This is a genomic window from Leeuwenhoekiella sp. A16 (assembly GCF_047946675.1).
GTDB lineage: Bacteria > Bacteroidota > Bacteroidia > Flavobacteriales > Flavobacteriaceae > Leeuwenhoekiella.
On record NZ_CP172313.1, the window covers coordinates 2,635,247 to 2,653,873 of the forward strand.

Here is an 18,627-nt window from a genome sequence, read left to right on the forward strand (position 1 = left end):
TTTTAAGAAACTGAATTTTCTATGAATTCTGAATAAGTAATGATCTTCGTATTTCTTATTTCATTGATAACAAGAAGATCATTGTCCCCTGTTATAAGGAAATCTGCGGTACCATCTACTGAAAGGTTAAGTAAGAAATTGTCTTTTTTGTCCCGGCATAAATCAAGGTCTGAGGAAACTTCTATTAATTCTGCATATTCATCAAATAGTTCCAGCAATGCTTTAATATCCTTTTGGGAAAAGAATTTTTTAAATTTTGGTCGTTTTACAACATCGATGAATTCCTCTAGAAGTTCGTTTGAAAATATAAGGGTTATCTCACCAGTCTTTACGAGTTTGTCTATTGCTTTAAAATTATTTGATATAAGAAAGCTAATCCACAAATTGGTATCAAGAATGACACGTTTACTTTTCAAATCTTTTTTTTCTCACGGCCTCTACTTCTTTTGTAATATCTTCTATGGATATTTTTTCTTTAGAATTAGAACGTAGCTTTTTAAGTAGAGTAGAAAAGTCTGTTTTTTTATCCTGATTTATTTTAATAAGATTGAGATCTGCTAAATCTTGCAAGAGATTTTTGGCTTTGGGATTTAGTATGTCGATTTTAATGGATTCCATCTTGTTTTTTATAAAGATAGTAAATTTTCGATTTGAAAATAAAGTGATTCTGATTTACTCATTATATATTCAATACTTCGCTTATGTGAAATATCTAGAAAAGATAATTAAGAGTACATTAATTACTCAGAGCGCAGTTGAAGGGTTTAATTGAATATGTGTGATTTTATACTTTAATTTATAGACGACAACACATCAATAACTACACAAGTTAATGGAAAATTTTGACCGTAAAAAACACTGGGAAAATATCTATCAAACTAAAGAACTAAAAAACGTAAGCTGGTTTCAACCTACACCAGAAACTACGCTGCAATTCTTTAAAGAATTTAATGTACCCACCACTGCTAAGATCATAGACATAGGTGGCGGTGATAGCCTGTTAGTTGACCATTTGCTTAACCTGGGCTACAAAGATATTTCTGTGCTTGACATTTCTGAAGCTGCGATCTTAAGGGCTAAAGAAAGGCTAGGAGATAAAGCGGAAAATGTAAAGTGGATTGTTGCAGATGCGGCAACCTTTAAACCCATAGAAAAATACGATTTTTGGCACGATAGGGCGGCTTTTCACTTCTTAACAGACGAAAATGAGATTACTAATTATCTGGAAACAGGACAGCAAAATATAACGCCAACAGGTTTGTTACTTATTGGGACGTTTTCAGAAGATGGCCCTACAAAATGCAGCGGTATTGAGATTAAACAGTATTCTCAAAGTACTATGACTAACCGCCTGATACCATTTTTTGAAAAAATTAAGTGTGTAACTGTAGACCACCGTACACCGTCTAACAGTATTCAGAATTTTGTGTTTTGTATTTTTAGAAAATTACAAATTCAAAATAGTTAGTTTTTGCTGAAGAAATCTCATTGCGTTTACTATAACCGAAGTGGTGCATTTAAATTACCGATTTTTTGGTATTTTGACCTGATTTTTGCAATTCAATAGTAGTTTCTGAAATCGTATCTCAACCTCCATTTATGAGATACATTGATAGCCATAGTTGCTTTAGTTCAAATTACTTACTGTTTTATATAAAAGATTTAAATGGTGTATTGACATATCTATTAGTGGTTCAAACATAAAGGCATTGATGTGAATGTTTTCTGGAGTCATCAAATTAACTTTATCTAATGTGATTCTAGCTTCACTTTCAGGATAACTGATGCAATACTCTCTGTATAAAAATTGAGTTTGATTTTTCTTAATGGTAGATAAATCAATACGTGGAAGTTTGCCAATTAAATATTTCTCAGCTTGTAACCTAATTGCTATTGAGAGACAAATTTTATTTTCAAGAGCTATTTCATCTATTTCTTCATCTGATATAGAATCTGCGGTTTGAATGATAAAATCAATCAAATACTCATCTCCAAAATTTATAGTCTTATCTTCGAGTTTGACCAATCTATCTTTAAATATATTAAAGATTTGATGCACTTTTATATTGGCTGTTTCTTCTTTCCTATGGAGGCAGCTTGTAAGGGTTAGATAGTCATCATTGCTCTTAGACTCGCTATATTCAATTAGATTCCTTACAAATGCAATTAAACTAATAAAGAACTTGGGATTTTGGTAATTTCTAATAAGGTAGCTAAAGACATCATTTATATATTGACCTTTATGGAAAGTTATTTCGTTTTGAAGATTTTTGGTAGTCATGTAGATAACATCCCTATCTAAATGCAATCTTGATGAGACAGTTCGATAAAAGTCAAAATTATGAGTAAGTACAATTGTTTTAAAATGATTTTGTTCGTGAATTTCTTTGATATACTCAATTATAGCGAACTTATTTTTGTAGTCAAATGAATCTGCCACATCATCAAAAATCAATAGATTCTTATTTGTTTTTAATTTTCTGGCTTCAATCTCAAATAAAAAATGAAGTATAAAATAAGCTCTTTGCTCACCTTTACTCAATATCGTAAGTAAATTTTCCCGATTTTGTTTTATAGCTTCTTCACCTCTGTCAGCATAATCGAAATTCAAATTAGCAGTTTCTTTCTTTAATATAATATCTTCTTGGTTTACAATATTGACTTCAAAAGGAACGTGGAATCTAGAGTTAAAAGTTAGTATGATTTTAGTCCATAATTCAAACTCTTTTTTTGATGCACTAATAATTTCTTGTAATCTGTTCTTTTTTTCTTCATACTGATTTACTAATTCTTCTGCGTCTTCTTTAATTTCAGAAAAGTAATTAATCCAAACTTCTTGTTTAAAATTTTCGTAGTCTTTCAATTTGACTAGAATCAAATTATTTTTTTCTATAACTTTTTTAAAGGATCTTAACTCTGCATTAGAGCCAATGGCTTTATCAACTTTTTCAAATGATTTTTTTAGCTTTTCATCGTTTAAAATGTTCTGGATTTCTGCTTCAACTATTGTTTTTAAATTTTCAGCATTTTCGACTTCAGTTCCGTCCTGTAAGACGAACTTATGACCTGCTTCAAAGAAAGAATTGTCTTCAATCGATTTTATAATAATATTTGCCTGATAGGTGCCAAATGTATTGGTTTCAGATTCCTTAAAAAATTTGGACTTAGATATAATATTGTTATAATCTCTAACATATTTATCTAAAATTGCTTGATTGCTATCAAGAAATTTCTTGACATTTCCTTTTTTATCAAAAATATCATTATACCGAAAATCAAATTTTTCAAATTCAGTTTTTATATGATTATTTTGATGAGTAAGGACCTCAAAAAAATCTGAATTTTTATCTTCTGAAAATGTATTTATAAATTTAATTTCACAATCGGTACTTTGTGAAATAATTTTTAATTTTTTAATAAATTCAAGCTTTAACTCATTTAATTTTTGATATATCTTATCATATTCATCTTTTAGCTCTTTGCTAGCAAGAAAACTACTGATCTTACTTGATGCGTCAAAACTATCATCTTCTGCATTTATTACTAGTATATCATCTGGATTAATTTCGGAATCCTCATTTAAAATTTGATATTTAGAAACTCTTGATTTATATATTCTATCGCAAGGTTTGTTCTTAGGATCATCCTTTGAAATTAACTCAAAAGTTTTTGCAAAAGAAGTTTTCATTGTTCCATTTGGAGCATAAACTAAGTGAGTATTACTCTTTTCAAAATCGATTTGATGATGTAATTTTCCTATACCAAAGCAATTCTCAAACTGAATATTAAGTTGTTTCATTCGAATATTTTAATAGAGATTACCGTTAATTAGCTTACAATAAAACTTACTTTCCTTTTATAAATCTATAAATTAAAAATACTTCCACCTAAAATAACCAATAACCACAAGGCTTCTTTACGGTAACCCGTAAAATGCTTGAAAATCAATTAAAAAAGGGGGTAAATCCGGTAATAAATCGGGTTTTTGAGGGAGAAAAACGGTTAGTTTTTAAGCAATATCAGGAGGATCCCGTTAATAATCGTGACAGCATTTGTCAATAATTAAGGAGTTTTTTAGCCCATTTGAGCCATTTTTTTAGCTACATGATCCATCACTTCTTTAAACTCTTTTGACGGACTAAACTCTATAAATTTGATAGGCTCTTTTACAATGGCAGTATGCCCGCCAGGTAAATAATACACATCACCTTCTGTAAGCGTTTCTTCAACACCATCGTCGTATTTAATTAGCATCTTTCCGCTTATTATATAACCCCAATGCGGGCAATGACAACTATCATTTGTAAGTCCGTTGAGCAGCGGTGTGAAATCTGTTCCTTCGGGAAGTTCAGTAAAGCAAACGGTCATTCCGCCAAAATTATCCTGCGCACGCATAATCGTGTCAGGCCCTTCCATGCCTGTGGGAATGTCATTTTTGTTGAGTTTCATATTTCCTGGGTTTAAGTCTGTTTTACATTCAGGAGAATAATCATTACAAGGGGGAGAAATCTAACAATTACTGTAGTAAGTGGTTCATTATCAGCATCAAAAATACATAAAATGAGTGTTTAAACTGCTCATTATGACTTAAAAAGAGAAATTACCCTGAACATTAAATAACTTTGACCAGATTACTTTTATGCTTTAAAAAGCAATCAAAAAGCGGGAAAATTAGGTAAGAAATCAGGTTTTTAAGGTAGAAAATCGGCTTACTGGGATGCAATTTTTATTAACTGCTAATTTTTCGATTAGCAATTTGTGTAGGCGTTTGCCCAAAATGTTTTTTAAAAGCAAATGAGAAATGAGACAAATCTTCAAAACCCAGTTCTAGATATATTTCAGAAGGTTTTTTGTTCTTTTTTTCGATAAGAAAATGAGCTTCTTCTAATCGTTTTTGCATGAGCCAGCGATTAGGAGTTACATTGAACTTTTCTTTAAAATCACGTTTAAAAGCTGAGAGGCTTCGCCCTGTGATATATGCAAAGCGCTGTATGCTTACATTAAATTTATAGTGCTGGTGCATAAAGGCTTCCAGATTTATTTTTTTCGGTATGGCGTAATTAAAGAATATTCCGGTTAATTCTGGTTGTGATCGTAATAGAATAAGGAGTAATTCTTCCCGTTTAACGTCTGCAAAAGATTCTTCTATTTTTCCGCCTTTGTTGTAATACGGCATGAGTGAGGTAATAAAATTAGGAATCAACGCATTCTCATTAAGAGTCAAAAATGCTTCTGCTGCGTTAAATTTCGTGGAAACGATATCATGCTTTTTCTGAAATTTCCTGAGAAACAACTCATCAAAAATGATAACTACTTTTTCAAATTGGTCATTTTCCCTTTCCTTGTTGTATCGCGCTAAATGGTTTTTGCGCACCAGACAATATTCTCCAGATTTTAACGTCTGTGATTTGTTGCCGTCATAACCGTGTATCTTTCCTTTTGCGATGTAGAGAAAGAAATGTTCAGGAATGAATTGCTCCGGCGAAATTTCGGGACCTATGTAGCAGGATTTTATGTCTGTCGCTCTCATTTTATATTCCCGAATTTAATCATACTTTCTATTGTGGCAATAACAGCTTCTTCATTATTGCTTATAGGCTGCCATCCCAAAATGTTCTTAGCTTTTGCGTTGCTTGTATTGCGATTTGCTTTTAACATAGAAGCGATATTTTTTGCTTTAGGGCTAAATAAAGCAGCGATATGCACAGCCCAGTTGGGCAATTTTCTTGTTGAAATATTTTTTGAAACTTCGGGCATTCTATTTTTTAGAAATGAGGCGATCTCTGGTAAAGTCATTGTGCCTCCTGCTAAAGCTAAAAAGCGTTGTCCTTTTGCTTGAGGATTTGTCATAGCCCTAATGTGCAGATCTGCAACATCACGCACATCTATAATATTAAGCGCTAAATTGGGGACAGCTTTCATCGAGCCGTTAATGAGGTTTCTTAAAAGTTCAAAACCGCTTGAAATATCAGGCCCTAAAGACGGACCAAAAATCGCCACGGGATTGATCACACTTAACTCCATATTGCCACCTTCACTATTAATAAAATCCCATGCTGCACGCTCGGCCAGGACTTTAGATTTGTTATAAGATGAAAGTCCTTTTTGATTGGGGTTTGTCCACTCGTTTTCGGTAATTTCAGTAGAAGGATCTTTTTGACTATAACCCACGGCACCAAAATTTGAGGTCATTACCACGCGCTTTACACCTGCATTGCGCGCTGCTTTTAATACGCGTAAGGTACCATCTACCGCGGGGCGTATCATTTCATTTTCATTTTTAGGTAGCGACAAAAATATAGGCGAGGCAATGTGCAAAACGTAGTCGCAGCCTTTTACAGCATTATCCCAATTATCATCTTTTGTAAGATCTGCTTCAATAAAAGTAATATCATGGAAAGAAGTAATACCGCCAATTTTGAGCATTTTAATTACCTCGTCTTTTCTGTTTAATGACCGAAGTGTGGTTTTAACCTTGTAGCCCTTTTGTAATAATTGAAGAATGCTATGAACACCTACAAAGCCGGTGCCTCCTGTTACCAAAACTGTTTCTTTATTTTCCATTGTCTAAAAAATTTAAGACGCAAAGTTCTGCGTTAAATTTTTAGACCACTTTGTTTAAAAGTCCAAAATGGCTTTGTTGGGAAGTTCAGAAGGGGTTTATCGTGCGCGATCCATAATTAGCTAGAATATGATTACAATACTTTTTCTGCCAGATATTTCTGGACTTCGTAAACGTCAATACTTTTATTGAATTTTTTGCTCACAGAAGGCGTATTCTCACTTGAGATCCAGATTTTTAATTCGGCATCCAGATCAAAGGTTCCGGCTGTTTCAAGCGAAAATCTCGAAATATTCTTATAGGGTAAAGACTTATATTCTACCTTACTTCCCGTCAATCCCTGCACGTCTATCAGGATGAGTCTTTTGTTTGTAAACATGAAGGTATCGCGCAGCAATTCAAAACCGCCTTCTATTATCTCGTTATCTACCAGAAGTCTGGCGTATTTTTCCTGCAAGCGCTCAGGCGAAATTTTGTCTGCGTTTCCTAATAATTTGTTGAGTAGTCCCATGCCGAATTTTTGAAGTGTTTGGATAAATTAAATATAGAAAATACGATTGAATTTATTCATTCTCATCATCCATATCATCAAAAGGCAAATCTTCATCAGGATCTGTGTCATTGTAGTTTATGCCCGGCGGATTGAACAATCCCCAGCGATCTATGGTGTAATTCCAAGGGTCAAACGTAGATACCCATTCTGCAAATAAAACTCTAAAGGTTTCTATCTCATCGCGTAGTAGGTCAAGATATTCGGTTTCTTTAAAACCATATATCTCAAGACTGATCATATGTGTATTTAGATCTCGTGCGGCTTTGCGAATGAGTGTGGCGTTTTCCATCCTCAGGTCATAGAGATCACAACCCCAGGCGCCGGCTATTTTTGTTGGGATGCGAGAGGCATCCTCACGAATTAAAAAAGCGTGATTACGCAAAATTTCACCATCCATTTCATTGCTGTTCGCAGGTTCATACTGCGCTGCAATTTCTGCAATGCGGTGAGCAAGCTTCAGCATCTCTGTAGCTTTGATGAACAAAGGTGACTCTTTGTATTTCTCTCTGTTGTTAAAAGCTTCTTCATTAAACATAGCAGTGTCTTTTTCGCGAAAGCGAGAATATAATGATCAATTTGATAAGTATAGAGAAAACTGCCAAAAAAATTATCTCTTGCGCTTGTTGCGGGTTTTTTAATTCTTTCCCGAAAATCACATAGAAATAACCGATTTTAAGCCATTTTAAACCGATTTTAATTGCCCTAGTCGTCTCATTATGTTATTCATGTTGTAATGCCGGGCAGAGTCAAGTTTGCGCAATTCATCCCAGCTTATTGGCGTTGCTACTCCGCATTCATCATTAGGTCGCAATGAATAAGGGCACACAGATGTTTGTGCGTATGCGTTACGCAGATAATCGAGAAATATTTTGCCTTCCCGGTTTTTCTTTAACGTTTGCGTTGTAAAAAGTTCTGGAAACTGCGATTCTATTTTTTCTGCTGTGGCCTTTGTTTCCTGCCTTACCTCATCAAAACTTTTATTGCGGCGTATCTTGTACCAAACGTGTAAACCATGCTGTCCTGAAGTCATGAGATTTGGGTTTTCGCCCTGAGCTCTTAAATAATCACCTACTTTTTGTGCAGCTTCCCTAACGTTCTCAAAACTGTCATCTGGCGGGTCTAGATCAAAAACGATCTTGTCTGGCTTGTCTAGTTTATCATTCTGACTTAGCCAAATGTGAAAACCTATTGTTCCCTGATTTACGAGATAAATGAGGCTTTTTTTAGTATTGCAGTAAATCTCTGTATTGCTGCCTTCTTTAGTTGGTACTTCTACGGTCTTGATATAATCAGGAAAATAGTCGGCTGTATTTTTTTGATAAAAACCTTGTTTCTCAATCCCTTCGGGAAAACGATGCAGTGTTAATGGTCTGTCGCGCAAGTAGGGGAGCATCTTGGGCGCTACTTTCTCATAGTAGGTAACCATATCTATCTTTTTAATATTAGCTTTAGGAAAAATAATTTTATCGGGGTGCGAAATATTAACTCCTGCTATCGTCATTAGAATATTTGGTTTTTAAAGATTAATAATTGATTTATGCCTCTTCCTGGGCGATTTCTTCCATGCTGCGACCGGTTTTTGAACTTTTTGTCTGGGTATTTACAGGGTTGCGACGCGCATCTGCTTCATCATCATCTATTTTTATGAGCAGCCAATTGCCTTTCATATTGCCGCTTTTCATTTTGATGAGTGCGTAACCACCTTTTAATTTGCTGCCGTCTAAGTAGAATTCTAAAGTTCCCATTTTGTATGAATCTAAAAGGGAAATAGGCTTGTCTTCTACGTCTTTTTTAAGGTTTTTATAGGTGCCGGCATCCCAGATCATAACTGTGCCGCCACCGTATTGTCCCTCTGGGATCACGCCTTCAAAATTACCATACTCCAGCGGGTGGTCTTCTACAGGTATGGCCATGCGCTTAATATTAGGATCTGTACTGGGGCCTTTAGGTACGGCCCACGATTTTAAAGTACCGTCTATCTCTAATCTAAAATCATAATGCAGATTTGTAGCATCATGTTTTTGTATAACAAATGTGGGATTATCAGGATTACCTTGATCTTTCCCTGCCTGTGGCTCTTTTGTTTTACTAAAGTCTCTTTTGCTGTTATAATCGCTGGTTGTCATTGCTTTACGTTTATTATTTCAATAGAGTACTGAACTTTGAGATCCGAACATATCTAAATTTGACATGTTTATTACCTCAAAATATTTAAACATAAGTTACTACAACCCCAGCGCCTAAGCTGTTAAGGCTACGGTAATGTTATCTAAAAAGTGCGTGAAAAATAAAGCCGGTTTTGGCTATAATTAAGCTAAAGAGACATCATCCAGCGGTGCTGCAGACGACGGAATTTTTTAAGTTCTATTCGAAGTAATTTTACAAAATCCTTACCATTACTTTCTGCGCGCTCAAGGCGTTCACAGGTTTTGTAAAGACGGTTTGTAAGATTGTGCACAGAAGCAGCATATTTAAGACGATCATCCTGAAAAACCTGATTTTCGGCTTTGATGATTTCAGGCGCCAGTGAATCTGAATGTCGTATTATATCGCCCGTGTCATAAACAGAGGGATGTTCTGTACCATTTTCCTGTAATGCGGTGAAATCGTAGATCATATAATTAGAAATGCTTCTGGAAAGATGAATGATCTCCAGCGCTTTATTATAAAGTCTAATATTTCCAGGTTGTGTGTTCATAGCAATTTACACTTCAAAATTAACTGATATATTTTATCTCTGTCTTTAATAATTTAAGTTTTATTACGATTTTGCTTTAATTTGTAACGAAATTTAAATATTAAACTTAGAATGCAAATCGATCCTACTAATTGGAAAATCCTTCAAATATTACAGAAGAATGCCCGTACAAGTAATGTAGAAATCAGCAGGCAAATAGGTATTAGTTCGCCAGCCGTAGCAGAACGTATACGCAAGATGGAAGATGCCGGTGTTCTTATAGGGTATAAGGCAGAAATATCTCATTTTCATTCTGGTCATCAGCTAAAGGCTATTATTACTTTGCGCGCTTTTATGGGAAGGTTAAAACCATTTCTGGAAAAGGTAAAAGATTTTGGCGAAGTGCTCAATTGCTACCGTATTACAGGCAACGAAAATATTATTATGGAAGTTGTATTATTTGATCAGTTTCACCTTGAAGAATTTATTGATAAATTAATAACCTATGGTGAGACTAAAACGCATATTGTGCTTTCTACCGTGATAGAAAATGCGCCCATAAGAACGCGGCGTGACAGGAAAGTCTAAATGTAAAGTGTATACAAATACCAGCAGCTAAAGGCGATAAGTAATAAAATACTAAACAAGCTTAATACGCGTATAAGTTTTTTAGGCCGCAGATCTTCTGGAACTGCTGAACTGTTTATTACAAGATAGTTCGCTATTGCGAAAAAAGGTGCAGTAAGAAAAGATAATATCGTCGCGATTTGTACGAGTTGTCCCATTTCACTGCTCAAAAAAAGCAGGATACTACATGTGCCTGCAATTAAAATAATCACCCAAAGCAGGTAGCTGTATTTTAAATTTTTGCCCGTTAGAAGTTCTGTGGTTTTAGCCATAGATCGGGGGGAAGCATCAAGTGTGGTTAATGTGGTGCTAAACATGGTTGTGAATGCCGCTATGCCTATGACTATAAAAGCACCTTCTCCTAAATGTGCAGTGTACATATCTATGAGCTGTTTCGCGAAAGCGCTGCCAGAAGTGCTGAATGTGGTTCCTGTATTAAACATAACCAAAGCTCCCAGACTTATAAAACAAATACCCACCAGAACTGTACCGGCGTAACCAATATTAAAATCAAATATCGCCGACTTGACATTCATGCCGCCCTCTTTTGATTTCTCAAGTGACCACAGCGAGTGCCATATAGAAATATCGAGCGGTGCGGGCATCCAGCCCATAAAAGCAATTAGAAATGCGATTCCCAAACTATCCTTTGGTATAACCTGAGAAACATCAATATGATTAGAGGTGTCAAAAAATGCAATGCTCACCGCGGCAAGCGTACTAATTGTAAGCGTGATAATGATAACTTTCATTAGATTGTCAAGAATCTTGTAATTGCCCAGTATTAGAATACCGGCACAGATAAAAGTTATAATAACACTCCAAATCTTAATATCAAGATCGATCCCAAAAATGTACGTAGCAATACCTGCTGTGACAATGGTTACCGCTGTCTGTATGGTAAACATGGTAAGCAGATTGAGTATAAAGTAAAAAACGAGAACACCTTTGCCTAATCTTCTGTAGCCTTCTAACAAACTTTCTCCCGTAGCTGCAGCATATCGCGGCCCAAATTGAAAAAAAGGATATTTAATAATGTGAATGAGTAATAGTGCCCAGATAAGACCCATACCATAATCTGCACCTGCACGCGTAGATTGCACCAGGTGAGAAACGCCAATTGCTGCGCCTGCAAAAAGCAGCCCGGGACCCAGCTTTTTTAGACTTTTTATGCCCATTATCGCTATTGATTTTTCTCGATAAGATCTGCAAGTAACCTGCGTGCCCTTAGTAGTTTAACCTTTACATTATTAATAGGTTCATCAAGGCTTTCTGCCATCTCCCTGTAACTCATTTCCTGAAAGTAGCGCAAATTGATGACTTCCTGATAATGTGGCTTAAGAATTTTAATGTACTGTAAAAGTTGGGCGAGATTCTGTTTTGTGATAAGCGCGTCTTCTGGTGTAGGATTCTCATCGATAAGCTTTTTGAGTTTCTCTTCTTTATTTTTTGTATTTGCCTTTAATAAAGAATTTTCCTTACGCAGCAGATCGATATGTAAGTTTTTTGAAATTGTAATGAGCCACGTATTAAACTTATACTTTGAATTATACGTGTCAAGGCTACTAAAGGCTTTAGAAAATGTCTGGACTGTGATTTCTTCGGCCTCATATTCATCTTGTGTACGCTTGAGCTGAAAATTATAAACCTGACCCCAGAATGTAGCTAGCAGGTAATTGTAGGCACTTTGCTTACCATTTTTGGCTTCGGTTATATTTTTATCCAGTATGGTAGGATCTACTTCCAACGTTTGGGTTTTGCCAATAGGTTTGTGATGAATATACTTAATTGGAAAAGTAAAAGAAAAATTTCAATTAAAGGAAACCAGATCAATAAATCCCGTTCATTTAATTTTCCGCTTGCACTTCCTATTACGCTCCACGCTATCGCATAGCGCACCACTATAAACATAGCGGTAAGTTGCCAGTTATAACCTAAAGCAAGTAAAATAAAAGCAGTTATTAAAAACAGGATCTGGCTCAGGTAAAAGAAACCCAGTTGAAGTTTATGCTTGGTCTTGTAATGTTGAGCAACAGAAGTATGTCTTCTTTTCTGAATAAACCAACTCTTCCAGGTGAGTTTTGGGTTAGAATAAGTAAACGCTTCCGGCGAAAGACAAATTGCTGTGTTGGTAGCAGTCGCGGCACTGTTTATAAAAAGATCATCATCACCAGATGCAACTTTAATATGTTCCATAAAACCTCTGTTATTATAGAAGGTTTTTGCCGTGTAGGCGAGGTTCCTGCCCACCCCCATATACGGATTTCTGTTTATCGCATAACCAAAATACTGAACAGCAGTAAGAACTGTCTCAAACCTGATTATTTTATTAAGCCATGATCTTTTAATGCGGTGGTAAGCGCCATAACCCAGAACGATAGTTTTTTCATTGTCAAATTGATTGACCATGTTCTCAATCCATTTTGTTGAGGTAGGAGCACAGTCGGCATCTGTAAATAATAAGTGCTCGTATTTGGCACGTTTTATTCCTAAAGTAAGCGCATATTTTTTGCTTCCCCAGAAATGCTCATTTCCGGCAACGTCAACTACGCAAATTTTCTCAGATTGAAGCGCGAGAGCTTCCATTGTCTCAAGAGAATCATCACTTGAATTATCATTTATAAGAATGATTTCAAATTCGGAATAATCCTGAGATAAAAGCAGAGGTATATTGGTCTTTAAATTTTCAGCTTCATTTTTAGCACAAACTATAACCGAAACAGGAACGGATGGTTTTGTAGTAGAGGTTTTAGTCTTTAGAAAGCTAAATTTTGATACATATAAGTAGTACCCACAATTAACAAGGCTAATCACTACAAATCCATAAAAAAGGAAAGCGTAAAGTTCTGTCAATCGCTAAACTATAAAGAAAATAAAAGGCTAAAACTTATTTGGTAGTGTCACAATCACCCACCTCAGATGGCATTTTACCGCACATGCTGCAAGGCTCACCACCTTTGTTTAGAAAAGGACTCTGGCTGGCACAAGTACCGGCAAATTTACCGTCTTTTTTAGCCCAGATTTTGATAGCAATTCCTGCAACAGATAAAGCCAATAATACTAATGTAATTAATAAGAGTTTCATAACATTATTTTACGGCGCAAAGATACAAATAAACATAGGTTATCCCCAATAATATTTTGACCTATTAGATCTTAAATCCTCGTGTTACTGCTGACTTTTAAAGATTTAACTAAAGATTATTAGCAAAAAATGGGTCGCAATTGAGATTATAGATAATTTTATTTTAACCAAAAAAATAAAGAATCATGAACAGTAATAGATTAATGCCTGTATTTATTATGCTTTTTGCACTTCTTACGGTAAGTGCATGTAAGGATGATAAGAAAGCCGACACAAATACTGCGCCTCAAAGCACACCTGAAACGGCGATGAGTGAAGATCTTGAAAGTGATCAAATGAAAGCTGATAAAGCACGTGAAGAAGCTGAAGCAAATAGTATCGCTGCTAAAGCAATGGCCTCATCAGATCTTAGTACCTTAACAGGCGCTCTTAAATCTGCAGATCTTGACTCGATGTTGACCTCTATGGGGAGTTACACCGTTTTTGCTCCTTCTAACAACGCATTCACAAAGTTGCCAGAAGGTACTGTTGACACGCTTTTAAAACCTGAGAATAAAGAGCAATTGCGATCTATTTTGCAATATCACGTAGTACCCGGTACGATTACTACAGACAGACTTGTAATGGCGATTAAAGGTAATAGTGGTAAATACGCCATAAAAACTGCCACCGGTGAAGAATTAATTGCTATGATGGACGGTGACCAGATCGTGATAAAAGATGGTCGTGGTAAAAAGGCGCATGTATTAAAAGGTAATATAGAAGCTTCTAACGGGGTTGTTTATGTTATAGATGATGTCTTGATGGCGCATAAATAAGAAAAAATTTGATCTAAAAACCAGAAAACCCGCTGCAAAAGCGGGTTTTTTGATTAAAAAAGTGGTTTTTTAGACCAAAAATCGACCTGTTATTTAATGATATTTACTTCGGGTTGAAGTTTTATGTTGAATTTTTGCGCTACTTCCCGCTGAATTCTCATAGCAAGATCCCATATTTCTTGTCCGCTGGCGGTACCATAGTTTACAAGGACAAGGGCCTGCTTATCATGAACGCCGGCATCGCCAAAACGTTTTCCTTTAAAGCCAGCCTGCTCGATCAACCAGCCTGCAGGAATCTTTACTTTCTCATTTCCTAAAGGATAATAAGGAAGCGTCTCATATTTATCTCTAATTGCAGTAAATATTTCTTGCGAAACAATAGGGTTTTTAAAAAAGCTTCCGCTATTGCCTATTTGTGCAGGATCAGGAAGTTTTGCCTTACGTATGGCGATGACAGCATCAGAAACATCTTTAATAGATGGCTGTAGAATATTTTGATTTACCAAAGTCTCTTTAATTGCCCCGTAAGCCGTATTCACCTCGTAACGGGCTTTTTTCAGCTTAAAAGTAACCGAAGTAATTACGTATTTATCTTTGGCTTCATTTTTAAAGATAGAATCTCGATAACCAAAATTACAATCGGTAAGACTAAGAGATTTTTTCGCTAAAGTGGCTCTGTCTATAACCTCACAGCTTTCAAAAACATCTTTAAGCTCTACACCATAAGCGCCTATGTTTTGTATGGGAGCAGTGCCTGTATTTCCCGGTATAAGAGAGAGATTTTCTACTCCGCCGTAATTATTTTTCACAGAAAAAAGAACGAAATCATGCCAATTCTCACCCGCACAAACTTTGACGAAAATATAATCACCTTCTTCTTTAACAGTTTGTATACCTTTTAGATTAATGTGAATTACCAGATCGTCAATATCTCGCTGAAGCAACATATTGCTACCGCCACCAAGTATAAATTTTGATTGGGTAGAATGTGACAAGGCTTCTTTTAATTCGTCTTCAGTTTTTACCGAAACAAATAAAGCGGCCTTCGTGTCAATTGCAAAAGTATTATAAGGCTTCAGCGAAATATTTTCCTGAATTTGCATTAGTCTTTATAAATTAAAAGAGCTTCTTTTAGTAAAGCGATAGCTTCTACAAGGTCTTCTTTCTTCAAAACATAAGCAATACGCACTTGATTTAAACCTACGCCCGGTGTAGAATAAAAGCCGGCTGCCGGAGCAACCATAACGGTTTTTCCATTTACATTAAAATCTTCTAACAACCAGCGTGCAAAATCGTCTGCATTTTTAATAGGCAACTCGACGATACAATAAAAAGCACCTTTAGGTAGCGCTACTTTTACACCAGGTATTTCTTTTAATCCTGCAACTAAAGTATCTCTGCGATCAACATATTCTTCTATTACTTCGTCAAAATAAGATTGCGGAGTGTCTAATGCTGCTTCACTGGCTATTTGCGCTAAAGTAGGCGGACTAAGGCGTGCCTGTGCAAATTTCATAGCTGTCGCCATAAAAGCTTTGTTTCGGCTTACCAGACAACCTATGCGAGCACCACACATAGAATAACGCTTTGATACAGAATCTATCATTATCGTATGCTCGTCAATATCTCTCTGTTCAAGAACAGAATGATGCTGGGCACCGTCATAGGCAAACTCGCGGTAAACTTCATCTGCGATAAGAAAAATATCGTGTTTTTTAACCAGACGCGCCAATTGATCTATCTCTTCCTGGCTATATAGATAACCTGTAGGATTACCCGGATTACAAATAACGATGGCCTTTGTCTTAGGAGTGATCAATTTTTCAAAATCTGCGATAGGAGGTAAGGCAAATCCTGTGTCAATGGTCGAGATCACCGGCACAACCTGAACACCAGAAGCGGTTGCAAAACCATTATAATTAGCATAAAAAGGCTCTGGGATAATAATTTCATCACCGGGATCTGTGATGCTGCCCATGGCAAACATCAAAGCTTCAGAGCCACCGGTTGATATAATAATATCATTTTCGGTAACCTCAATGCCCTGTTTTGTATAGTAGGCGGCTAGTTTTTTGCGATAGCTTAAAAATCCGGCAGAGTGACTGTAAGAAAGCACTTCTATATCGGTATTTTTAAGTGCATCAAGAGCGCCGGCAGGTGTTTTAATATCGGGCTGGCCTATGTTAAGTTGGTGTATCGCGATGCCTCGTGCTTCTGCAGCTTCGGCATAGGGAACTAATTTGCGTATAGGTGATTGGGGCATGATCAAGCCCTTATGTGATAACTGCGGCATTTAAGTACGTTTTTAAGGGCACAAAGTTGCAAAATTATATCGACACCACATCAAAACAAATTAGGTTAATATAGTATACAATTTAAGGGAATTTTGTACATTACTAACAAATGCTATAAGGTGTATGGCAAGCTCTTACATATTGCAATCTTACTTTTTGTTTCCCTTAGTTTTAATTGTTTTGCTCAGGGTACATTTCATTTGCCTAATGGTGTAAACAGTATTAAAATTCCTGTTGAGGTTACAAATAATCTCATAATTATTCCGGTTACAGTTAACGGTACAGAACTCTCTTTTCTTCTAGACTCAGGGGTAAAGTCTAATGTGCTGTTTAGTATAGATGATCAACAGGATCTTAAGCTTAATGATGCGGTTACTATTTACCTTACGGGAGCTGGTTCTGGCGAACCCACAAAAGGCATCAAATCACAACATAATATTATAAATGTAGGTGAAGCAAGCGCTATTGACCAGAATATTTACTTCATAACAGATGCTTCTTACAACTTTAGTTCACGTTTAGGTCACGCTGTAAATGGCATTATAGGTTATAGTATTTTCAAAGATTTTGTTGTAGAAGTTGATTACAAGCGCAAATTTATTGTTCTGCATAAACCGGAAACCTATAAATATAGAAGATGCAAGACCTGTTTCACTGCGCCTTTAACACTGGTGGCAGGTAAACCCTACATTGATCTTGATGTCGCTATAGCGAAAGAAGAAGAGCTGTCATTAAAACTTCTCGTTGATTCAGGTTCTGGGGACGCTTTGTGGTTATTTGAAGAAAGTCATGGGCAAATTAAACCCAGTGAAAAATATTTTGAAGACATTCTGGGTCTGGGACTCAATGGCGATGTTTTAGGCAAGCGTACTAAAATAGCATCTATAAAACTAGGCAAAATGGAACTTAACGATGTGACAGCCGCTTTTCCAAATATAGAATCTCTTAAAAACATGCGTTTGCACGAAAACAGAAATGGCAGTTTAGGTGCTGAGGTTTTAAGGCGTTTTACCGTGATTTTTGACTATCCCAACCAGAAAATTACCTTGCGCAAGAATAATATGTTTAATCTTCCCTTTAGATATAATAGAAGTGGTTTGATCGTGCAACACAGCGATTATGAACTGGTTAAAGAAGTGGCTAATAACATCAGCAATAGGTATGGCTTATACGATGAACCGTCATCAGAGGGTACCACTGTTTTTAAAGCTACTAATACAATACAATTTAAACTAAAGCCCAGCTACGAGATCGCTGCAATAAGATCTGGATCACCAGCAGAGGAAGCCGGTTTACGGGAAGGAGATAAACTTTTAAAAGTAAATGGAAGAGATGTAAGCAATTTAAAACTTGATGACATCACGCAATACTTTTTTAAAGATGATGGGGCGATGTTAAGGCTAAAAGTAGAACGAAGCGGTATTGTATTCAACTGTAAATTTGCTTTAAGAAAAATGCTCTGATTTACATATATTAAAACAAAAACGACTGCCATCTGGCAGCCGTTTTTTATATGTTTTTAACCGATTTATCCATTAATAGGACCGCTTTTTTCTTTTTCCATAGCTCCTTTTTCAGGTAATAAAGTACCTTTTATTTTAAGACTATAAGGTTCTGGTGAAGCGTTAGAGTACACCGTAATTGTTTTACGTATAGGTCCCGCAGCACGATTAGTATCATACTTAACCTCTATAACGCCACTTTCACCTGGTGCGATAGGTCCTTCTGGTTTTTTAGGAACTGTACAGCCACAAGTTGAATATACACGTGAGATGATTAATGGCTCATTTCCTGTGTTTGTAAATTTAAAACTGCGCACGCCGTCACCGCCGTGGGCAACTTCACCATAATCAATAACGTCAGTTTCAAACGTAATTTCTGCTTTTTTCTCCTGGGCTTTAACGGCAAAACCTAATAAGCCAACGAATAATAAAATTGCAAATTTTTTCATGATCTCATTTTTTAAATGAAGGATAAAAGTACTTCTATTTAACAGTTTGACCAAAAAATT

General features: G+C 35.9%; 22 protein-coding genes. 4 read left to right on the forward strand and 18 right to left on the reverse strand.

Annotated features, from left to right (window positions below; genetic code table 11):
- Positions 1-2 precede the first annotated feature (2 nt).
- Both ACH3O9_RS11570 and ACH3O9_RS11575 read right to left on the reverse strand, forming a co-directional pair.
- The gene (locus ACH3O9_RS11570) at positions 3-416 is read right to left on the reverse strand and encodes a putative toxin-antitoxin system toxin component, PIN family (protein WP_416440564.1); all 414 of its coding nucleotides are present in this window, start codon (positions 414-416) and stop codon (positions 3-5) included.
- Positions 406-618 carry a hypothetical protein gene (locus ACH3O9_RS11575; RefSeq protein WP_416440566.1) on the reverse strand — a complete coding sequence of 71 codons (213 nt, stop codon included), beginning with the start codon at positions 616-618 and terminating at the stop codon, positions 406-408. The genes ACH3O9_RS11570 and ACH3O9_RS11575 overlap by 11 nt, the downstream gene beginning before the upstream one ends.
- A gap of 214 nt (positions 619-832) precedes the next feature.
- Between ACH3O9_RS11575 and ACH3O9_RS11580 the strand changes: the two genes are divergently transcribed.
- Complete coding sequence (locus ACH3O9_RS11580) at positions 833-1,468, forward strand: class I SAM-dependent methyltransferase (protein ID WP_416440568.1); 636 nt, start codon at positions 833-835, stop codon at positions 1,466-1,468.
- 159 nt (positions 1,469-1,627) lie between these two features.
- Here ACH3O9_RS11580 and ACH3O9_RS11585 read toward each other — a convergent pair whose 3' ends face one another.
- The 9 genes from ACH3O9_RS11585 to ACH3O9_RS11625 form a co-directional block, all read right to left on the reverse strand.
- Positions 1,628-3,799 carry a hypothetical protein gene (locus tag ACH3O9_RS11585; RefSeq protein ID WP_416440570.1) on the reverse strand — a complete coding sequence of 724 codons (2,172 nt, stop codon included), beginning with the start codon at positions 3,797-3,799 and terminating at the stop codon, positions 1,628-1,630.
- A gap of 275 nt (positions 3,800-4,074) precedes the next feature.
- Positions 4,075-4,449: a hypothetical protein gene (locus ACH3O9_RS11590; protein ID WP_416440572.1), complete on the reverse strand. Its 375-nt coding sequence runs from the start codon at positions 4,447-4,449 to the stop codon at positions 4,075-4,077.
- Between the two features lie 280 nt (positions 4,450-4,729).
- The gene (locus ACH3O9_RS11595) at positions 4,730-5,530 is read right to left on the reverse strand and encodes a helix-turn-helix domain-containing protein (RefSeq protein ID WP_416440574.1); all 801 of its coding nucleotides are present in this window, start codon (positions 5,528-5,530) and stop codon (positions 4,730-4,732) included.
- On the reverse strand, positions 5,527-6,564 hold the full coding sequence (locus tag ACH3O9_RS11600) for an SDR family oxidoreductase (protein WP_416440576.1): 1,038 nt from the start codon (positions 6,562-6,564) through the stop codon (positions 5,527-5,529). Before ACH3O9_RS11600 ends, ACH3O9_RS11595 begins: the two co-directional genes overlap by 4 nt.
- 131 nt (positions 6,565-6,695) lie before the next feature.
- Positions 6,696-7,073: a PH domain-containing protein gene (locus ACH3O9_RS11605; RefSeq protein ID WP_416440578.1), complete on the reverse strand. Its 378-nt coding sequence runs from the start codon at positions 7,071-7,073 to the stop codon at positions 6,696-6,698.
- Positions 7,074-7,125: 52 nt separating this feature from the next.
- Positions 7,126-7,650 (reverse strand): hypothetical protein, encoded by a 525-nt coding sequence (locus tag ACH3O9_RS11610; protein WP_416440580.1) that lies wholly within the window; start codon positions 7,648-7,650, stop codon positions 7,126-7,128.
- 147 nt (positions 7,651-7,797) lie between these two features.
- The gene (ligD, locus tag ACH3O9_RS11615; RefSeq protein ID WP_416440582.1) at positions 7,798-8,616 is read right to left on the reverse strand and encodes a non-homologous end-joining DNA ligase; all 819 of its coding nucleotides are present in this window, start codon (positions 8,614-8,616) and stop codon (positions 7,798-7,800) included.
- Positions 8,617-8,650: 34 nt separating this feature from the next.
- The gene (locus ACH3O9_RS11620) at positions 8,651-9,241 is read right to left on the reverse strand and encodes a DNA polymerase ligase N-terminal domain-containing protein (protein WP_416440584.1); all 591 of its coding nucleotides are present in this window, start codon (positions 9,239-9,241) and stop codon (positions 8,651-8,653) included.
- Between the two features lie 188 nt (positions 9,242-9,429).
- Positions 9,430-9,813 carry a hypothetical protein gene (locus ACH3O9_RS11625; protein WP_416440586.1) on the reverse strand — a complete coding sequence of 128 codons (384 nt, stop codon included), beginning with the start codon at positions 9,811-9,813 and terminating at the stop codon, positions 9,430-9,432.
- A 111-nt stretch (positions 9,814-9,924) separates the two neighbouring features.
- Here ACH3O9_RS11625 and ACH3O9_RS11630 point away from each other — a divergent pair, with 111 nt between their 5' ends.
- A complete protein-coding gene (locus ACH3O9_RS11630; protein ID WP_416440588.1) occupies positions 9,925-10,380 on the forward strand; it encodes an Lrp/AsnC family transcriptional regulator in 456 nt (151 codons plus the stop codon).
- Here the strand turns inward: ACH3O9_RS11630 and ACH3O9_RS11635 are convergent.
- Genes ACH3O9_RS11635 through ACH3O9_RS11650 form a run of 4 tightly spaced genes read right to left on the reverse strand, consistent with a single transcriptional unit; the run spans position 10,377 to position 13,504 of the window.
- Positions 10,377-11,597 carry an Nramp family divalent metal transporter gene (locus tag ACH3O9_RS11635; protein WP_416440590.1) on the reverse strand — a complete coding sequence of 407 codons (1,221 nt, stop codon included), beginning with the start codon at positions 11,595-11,597 and terminating at the stop codon, positions 10,377-10,379. The genes ACH3O9_RS11630 and ACH3O9_RS11635 overlap by 4 nt on opposite strands.
- Positions 11,598-11,602: 5 nt before the next feature.
- Positions 11,603-12,166 (reverse strand): RNA polymerase sigma factor, encoded by a 564-nt coding sequence (locus ACH3O9_RS11640; RefSeq protein WP_416440592.1) that lies wholly within the window; start codon positions 12,164-12,166, stop codon positions 11,603-11,605.
- Positions 12,157-13,272 carry a glycosyltransferase gene (locus tag ACH3O9_RS11645; protein WP_416440594.1) on the reverse strand — a complete coding sequence of 372 codons (1,116 nt, stop codon included), beginning with the start codon at positions 13,270-13,272 and terminating at the stop codon, positions 12,157-12,159. Before ACH3O9_RS11645 ends, ACH3O9_RS11640 begins: the two co-directional genes overlap by 10 nt.
- A 34-nt stretch (positions 13,273-13,306) precedes the next feature.
- Positions 13,307-13,504: a membrane or secreted protein gene (locus tag ACH3O9_RS11650; protein ID WP_416440596.1), complete on the reverse strand. Its 198-nt coding sequence runs from the start codon at positions 13,502-13,504 to the stop codon at positions 13,307-13,309.
- 185 nt (positions 13,505-13,689) lie between these two features.
- Here ACH3O9_RS11650 and ACH3O9_RS11655 point away from each other — a divergent pair, with 185 nt between their 5' ends.
- The gene (locus ACH3O9_RS11655; protein ID WP_416440598.1) at positions 13,690-14,322 is read left to right on the forward strand and encodes a fasciclin domain-containing protein; all 633 of its coding nucleotides are present in this window, start codon (positions 13,690-13,692) and stop codon (positions 14,320-14,322) included.
- 89 nt (positions 14,323-14,411) lie between these two features.
- Here ACH3O9_RS11655 and murB read toward each other — a convergent pair whose 3' ends face one another.
- Both murB and ACH3O9_RS11665 read right to left on the reverse strand, forming a co-directional pair.
- On the reverse strand, positions 14,412-15,425 hold the full coding sequence (murB, locus tag ACH3O9_RS11660; RefSeq protein ID WP_416440600.1) for a UDP-N-acetylmuramate dehydrogenase: 1,014 nt from the start codon (positions 15,423-15,425) through the stop codon (positions 14,412-14,414).
- Positions 15,425-16,615: a pyridoxal phosphate-dependent aminotransferase gene (locus ACH3O9_RS11665; RefSeq protein WP_416440602.1), complete on the reverse strand. Its 1,191-nt coding sequence runs from the start codon at positions 16,613-16,615 to the stop codon at positions 15,425-15,427. Before ACH3O9_RS11665 ends, murB begins: the two co-directional genes overlap by 1 nt.
- A gap of 120 nt (positions 16,616-16,735) precedes the next feature.
- Between ACH3O9_RS11665 and ACH3O9_RS11670 the strand changes: the two genes are divergently transcribed.
- A complete protein-coding gene (locus ACH3O9_RS11670) occupies positions 16,736-18,079 on the forward strand; it encodes an aspartyl protease family protein (RefSeq protein ID WP_416440604.1) in 1,344 nt (447 codons plus the stop codon).
- A gap of 65 nt (positions 18,080-18,144) precedes the next feature.
- On the opposite strand, the gene ACH3O9_RS11675 is transcribed toward ACH3O9_RS11670, so the two are convergent.
- Positions 18,145-18,567 (reverse strand): DUF1573 domain-containing protein, encoded by a 423-nt coding sequence (locus tag ACH3O9_RS11675; RefSeq protein WP_416440606.1) that lies wholly within the window; start codon positions 18,565-18,567, stop codon positions 18,145-18,147.
- Between the last annotated feature and the right edge of the window lie 60 nt (positions 18,568-18,627).

What these genes read in the sequence shown, in the direction of transcription:
- ACH3O9_RS11575 (WP_416440566.1), bottom strand. Translation starts at nt 618, where the DNA reads ATGGAATCCATTAAAATCGACATACTAAATCCCAAAGCCAAAAATCTC.
- ACH3O9_RS11580 (WP_416440568.1), top strand. Translation starts at nt 833, where the DNA reads ATGGAAAATTTTGACCGTAAAAAACACTGGGAAAATATCTATCAAACT.
- ACH3O9_RS11585 (WP_416440570.1), bottom strand. Translation starts at nt 3,799, where the DNA reads ATGAAACAACTTAATATTCAGTTTGAGAATTGCTTTGGTATAGGAAAA.
- ACH3O9_RS11590 (WP_416440572.1), bottom strand. Translation starts at nt 4,449, where the DNA reads ATGAAACTCAACAAAAATGACATTCCCACAGGCATGGAAGGGCCTGAC.
- ACH3O9_RS11595 (WP_416440574.1), bottom strand. Translation starts at nt 5,530, where the DNA reads ATGAGAGCGACAGACATAAAATCCTGCTACATAGGTCCCGAAATTTCG.
- ACH3O9_RS11600 (WP_416440576.1), bottom strand. Translation starts at nt 6,564, where the DNA reads ATGGAAAATAAAGAAACAGTTTTGGTAACAGGAGGCACCGGCTTTGTA.
- ACH3O9_RS11605 (WP_416440578.1), bottom strand. Translation starts at nt 7,073, where the DNA reads ATGGGACTACTCAACAAATTATTAGGAAACGCAGACAAAATTTCGCCT.
- ACH3O9_RS11610 (WP_416440580.1), bottom strand. Translation starts at nt 7,650, where the DNA reads ATGTTTAATGAAGAAGCTTTTAACAACAGAGAGAAATACAAAGAGTCA.
- ligD (WP_416440582.1), bottom strand. Translation starts at nt 8,616, where the DNA reads ATGACGATAGCAGGAGTTAATATTTCGCACCCCGATAAAATTATTTTT.
- ACH3O9_RS11620 (WP_416440584.1), bottom strand. Translation starts at nt 9,241, where the DNA reads ATGACAACCAGCGATTATAACAGCAAAAGAGACTTTAGTAAAACAAAA.
- ACH3O9_RS11625 (WP_416440586.1), bottom strand. Translation starts at nt 9,813, where the DNA reads ATGAACACACAACCTGGAAATATTAGACTTTATAATAAAGCGCTGGAG.
- ACH3O9_RS11630 (WP_416440588.1), top strand. Translation starts at nt 9,925, where the DNA reads ATGCAAATCGATCCTACTAATTGGAAAATCCTTCAAATATTACAGAAG.
- ACH3O9_RS11635 (WP_416440590.1), bottom strand. Translation starts at nt 11,597, where the DNA reads ATGGGCATAAAAAGTCTAAAAAAGCTGGGTCCCGGGCTGCTTTTTGCA.
- ACH3O9_RS11650 (WP_416440596.1), bottom strand. Translation starts at nt 13,504, where the DNA reads ATGAAACTCTTATTAATTACATTAGTATTATTGGCTTTATCTGTTGCA.
- ACH3O9_RS11655 (WP_416440598.1), top strand. Translation starts at nt 13,690, where the DNA reads ATGAACAGTAATAGATTAATGCCTGTATTTATTATGCTTTTTGCACTT.
- murB (WP_416440600.1), bottom strand. Translation starts at nt 15,425, where the DNA reads ATGCAAATTCAGGAAAATATTTCGCTGAAGCCTTATAATACTTTTGCA.
- ACH3O9_RS11665 (WP_416440602.1), bottom strand. Translation starts at nt 16,615, where the DNA reads ATGCCGCAGTTATCACATAAGGGCTTGATCATGCCCCAATCACCTATA.
- ACH3O9_RS11675 (WP_416440606.1), bottom strand. Translation starts at nt 18,567, where the DNA reads ATGAAAAAATTTGCAATTTTATTATTCGTTGGCTTATTAGGTTTTGCC.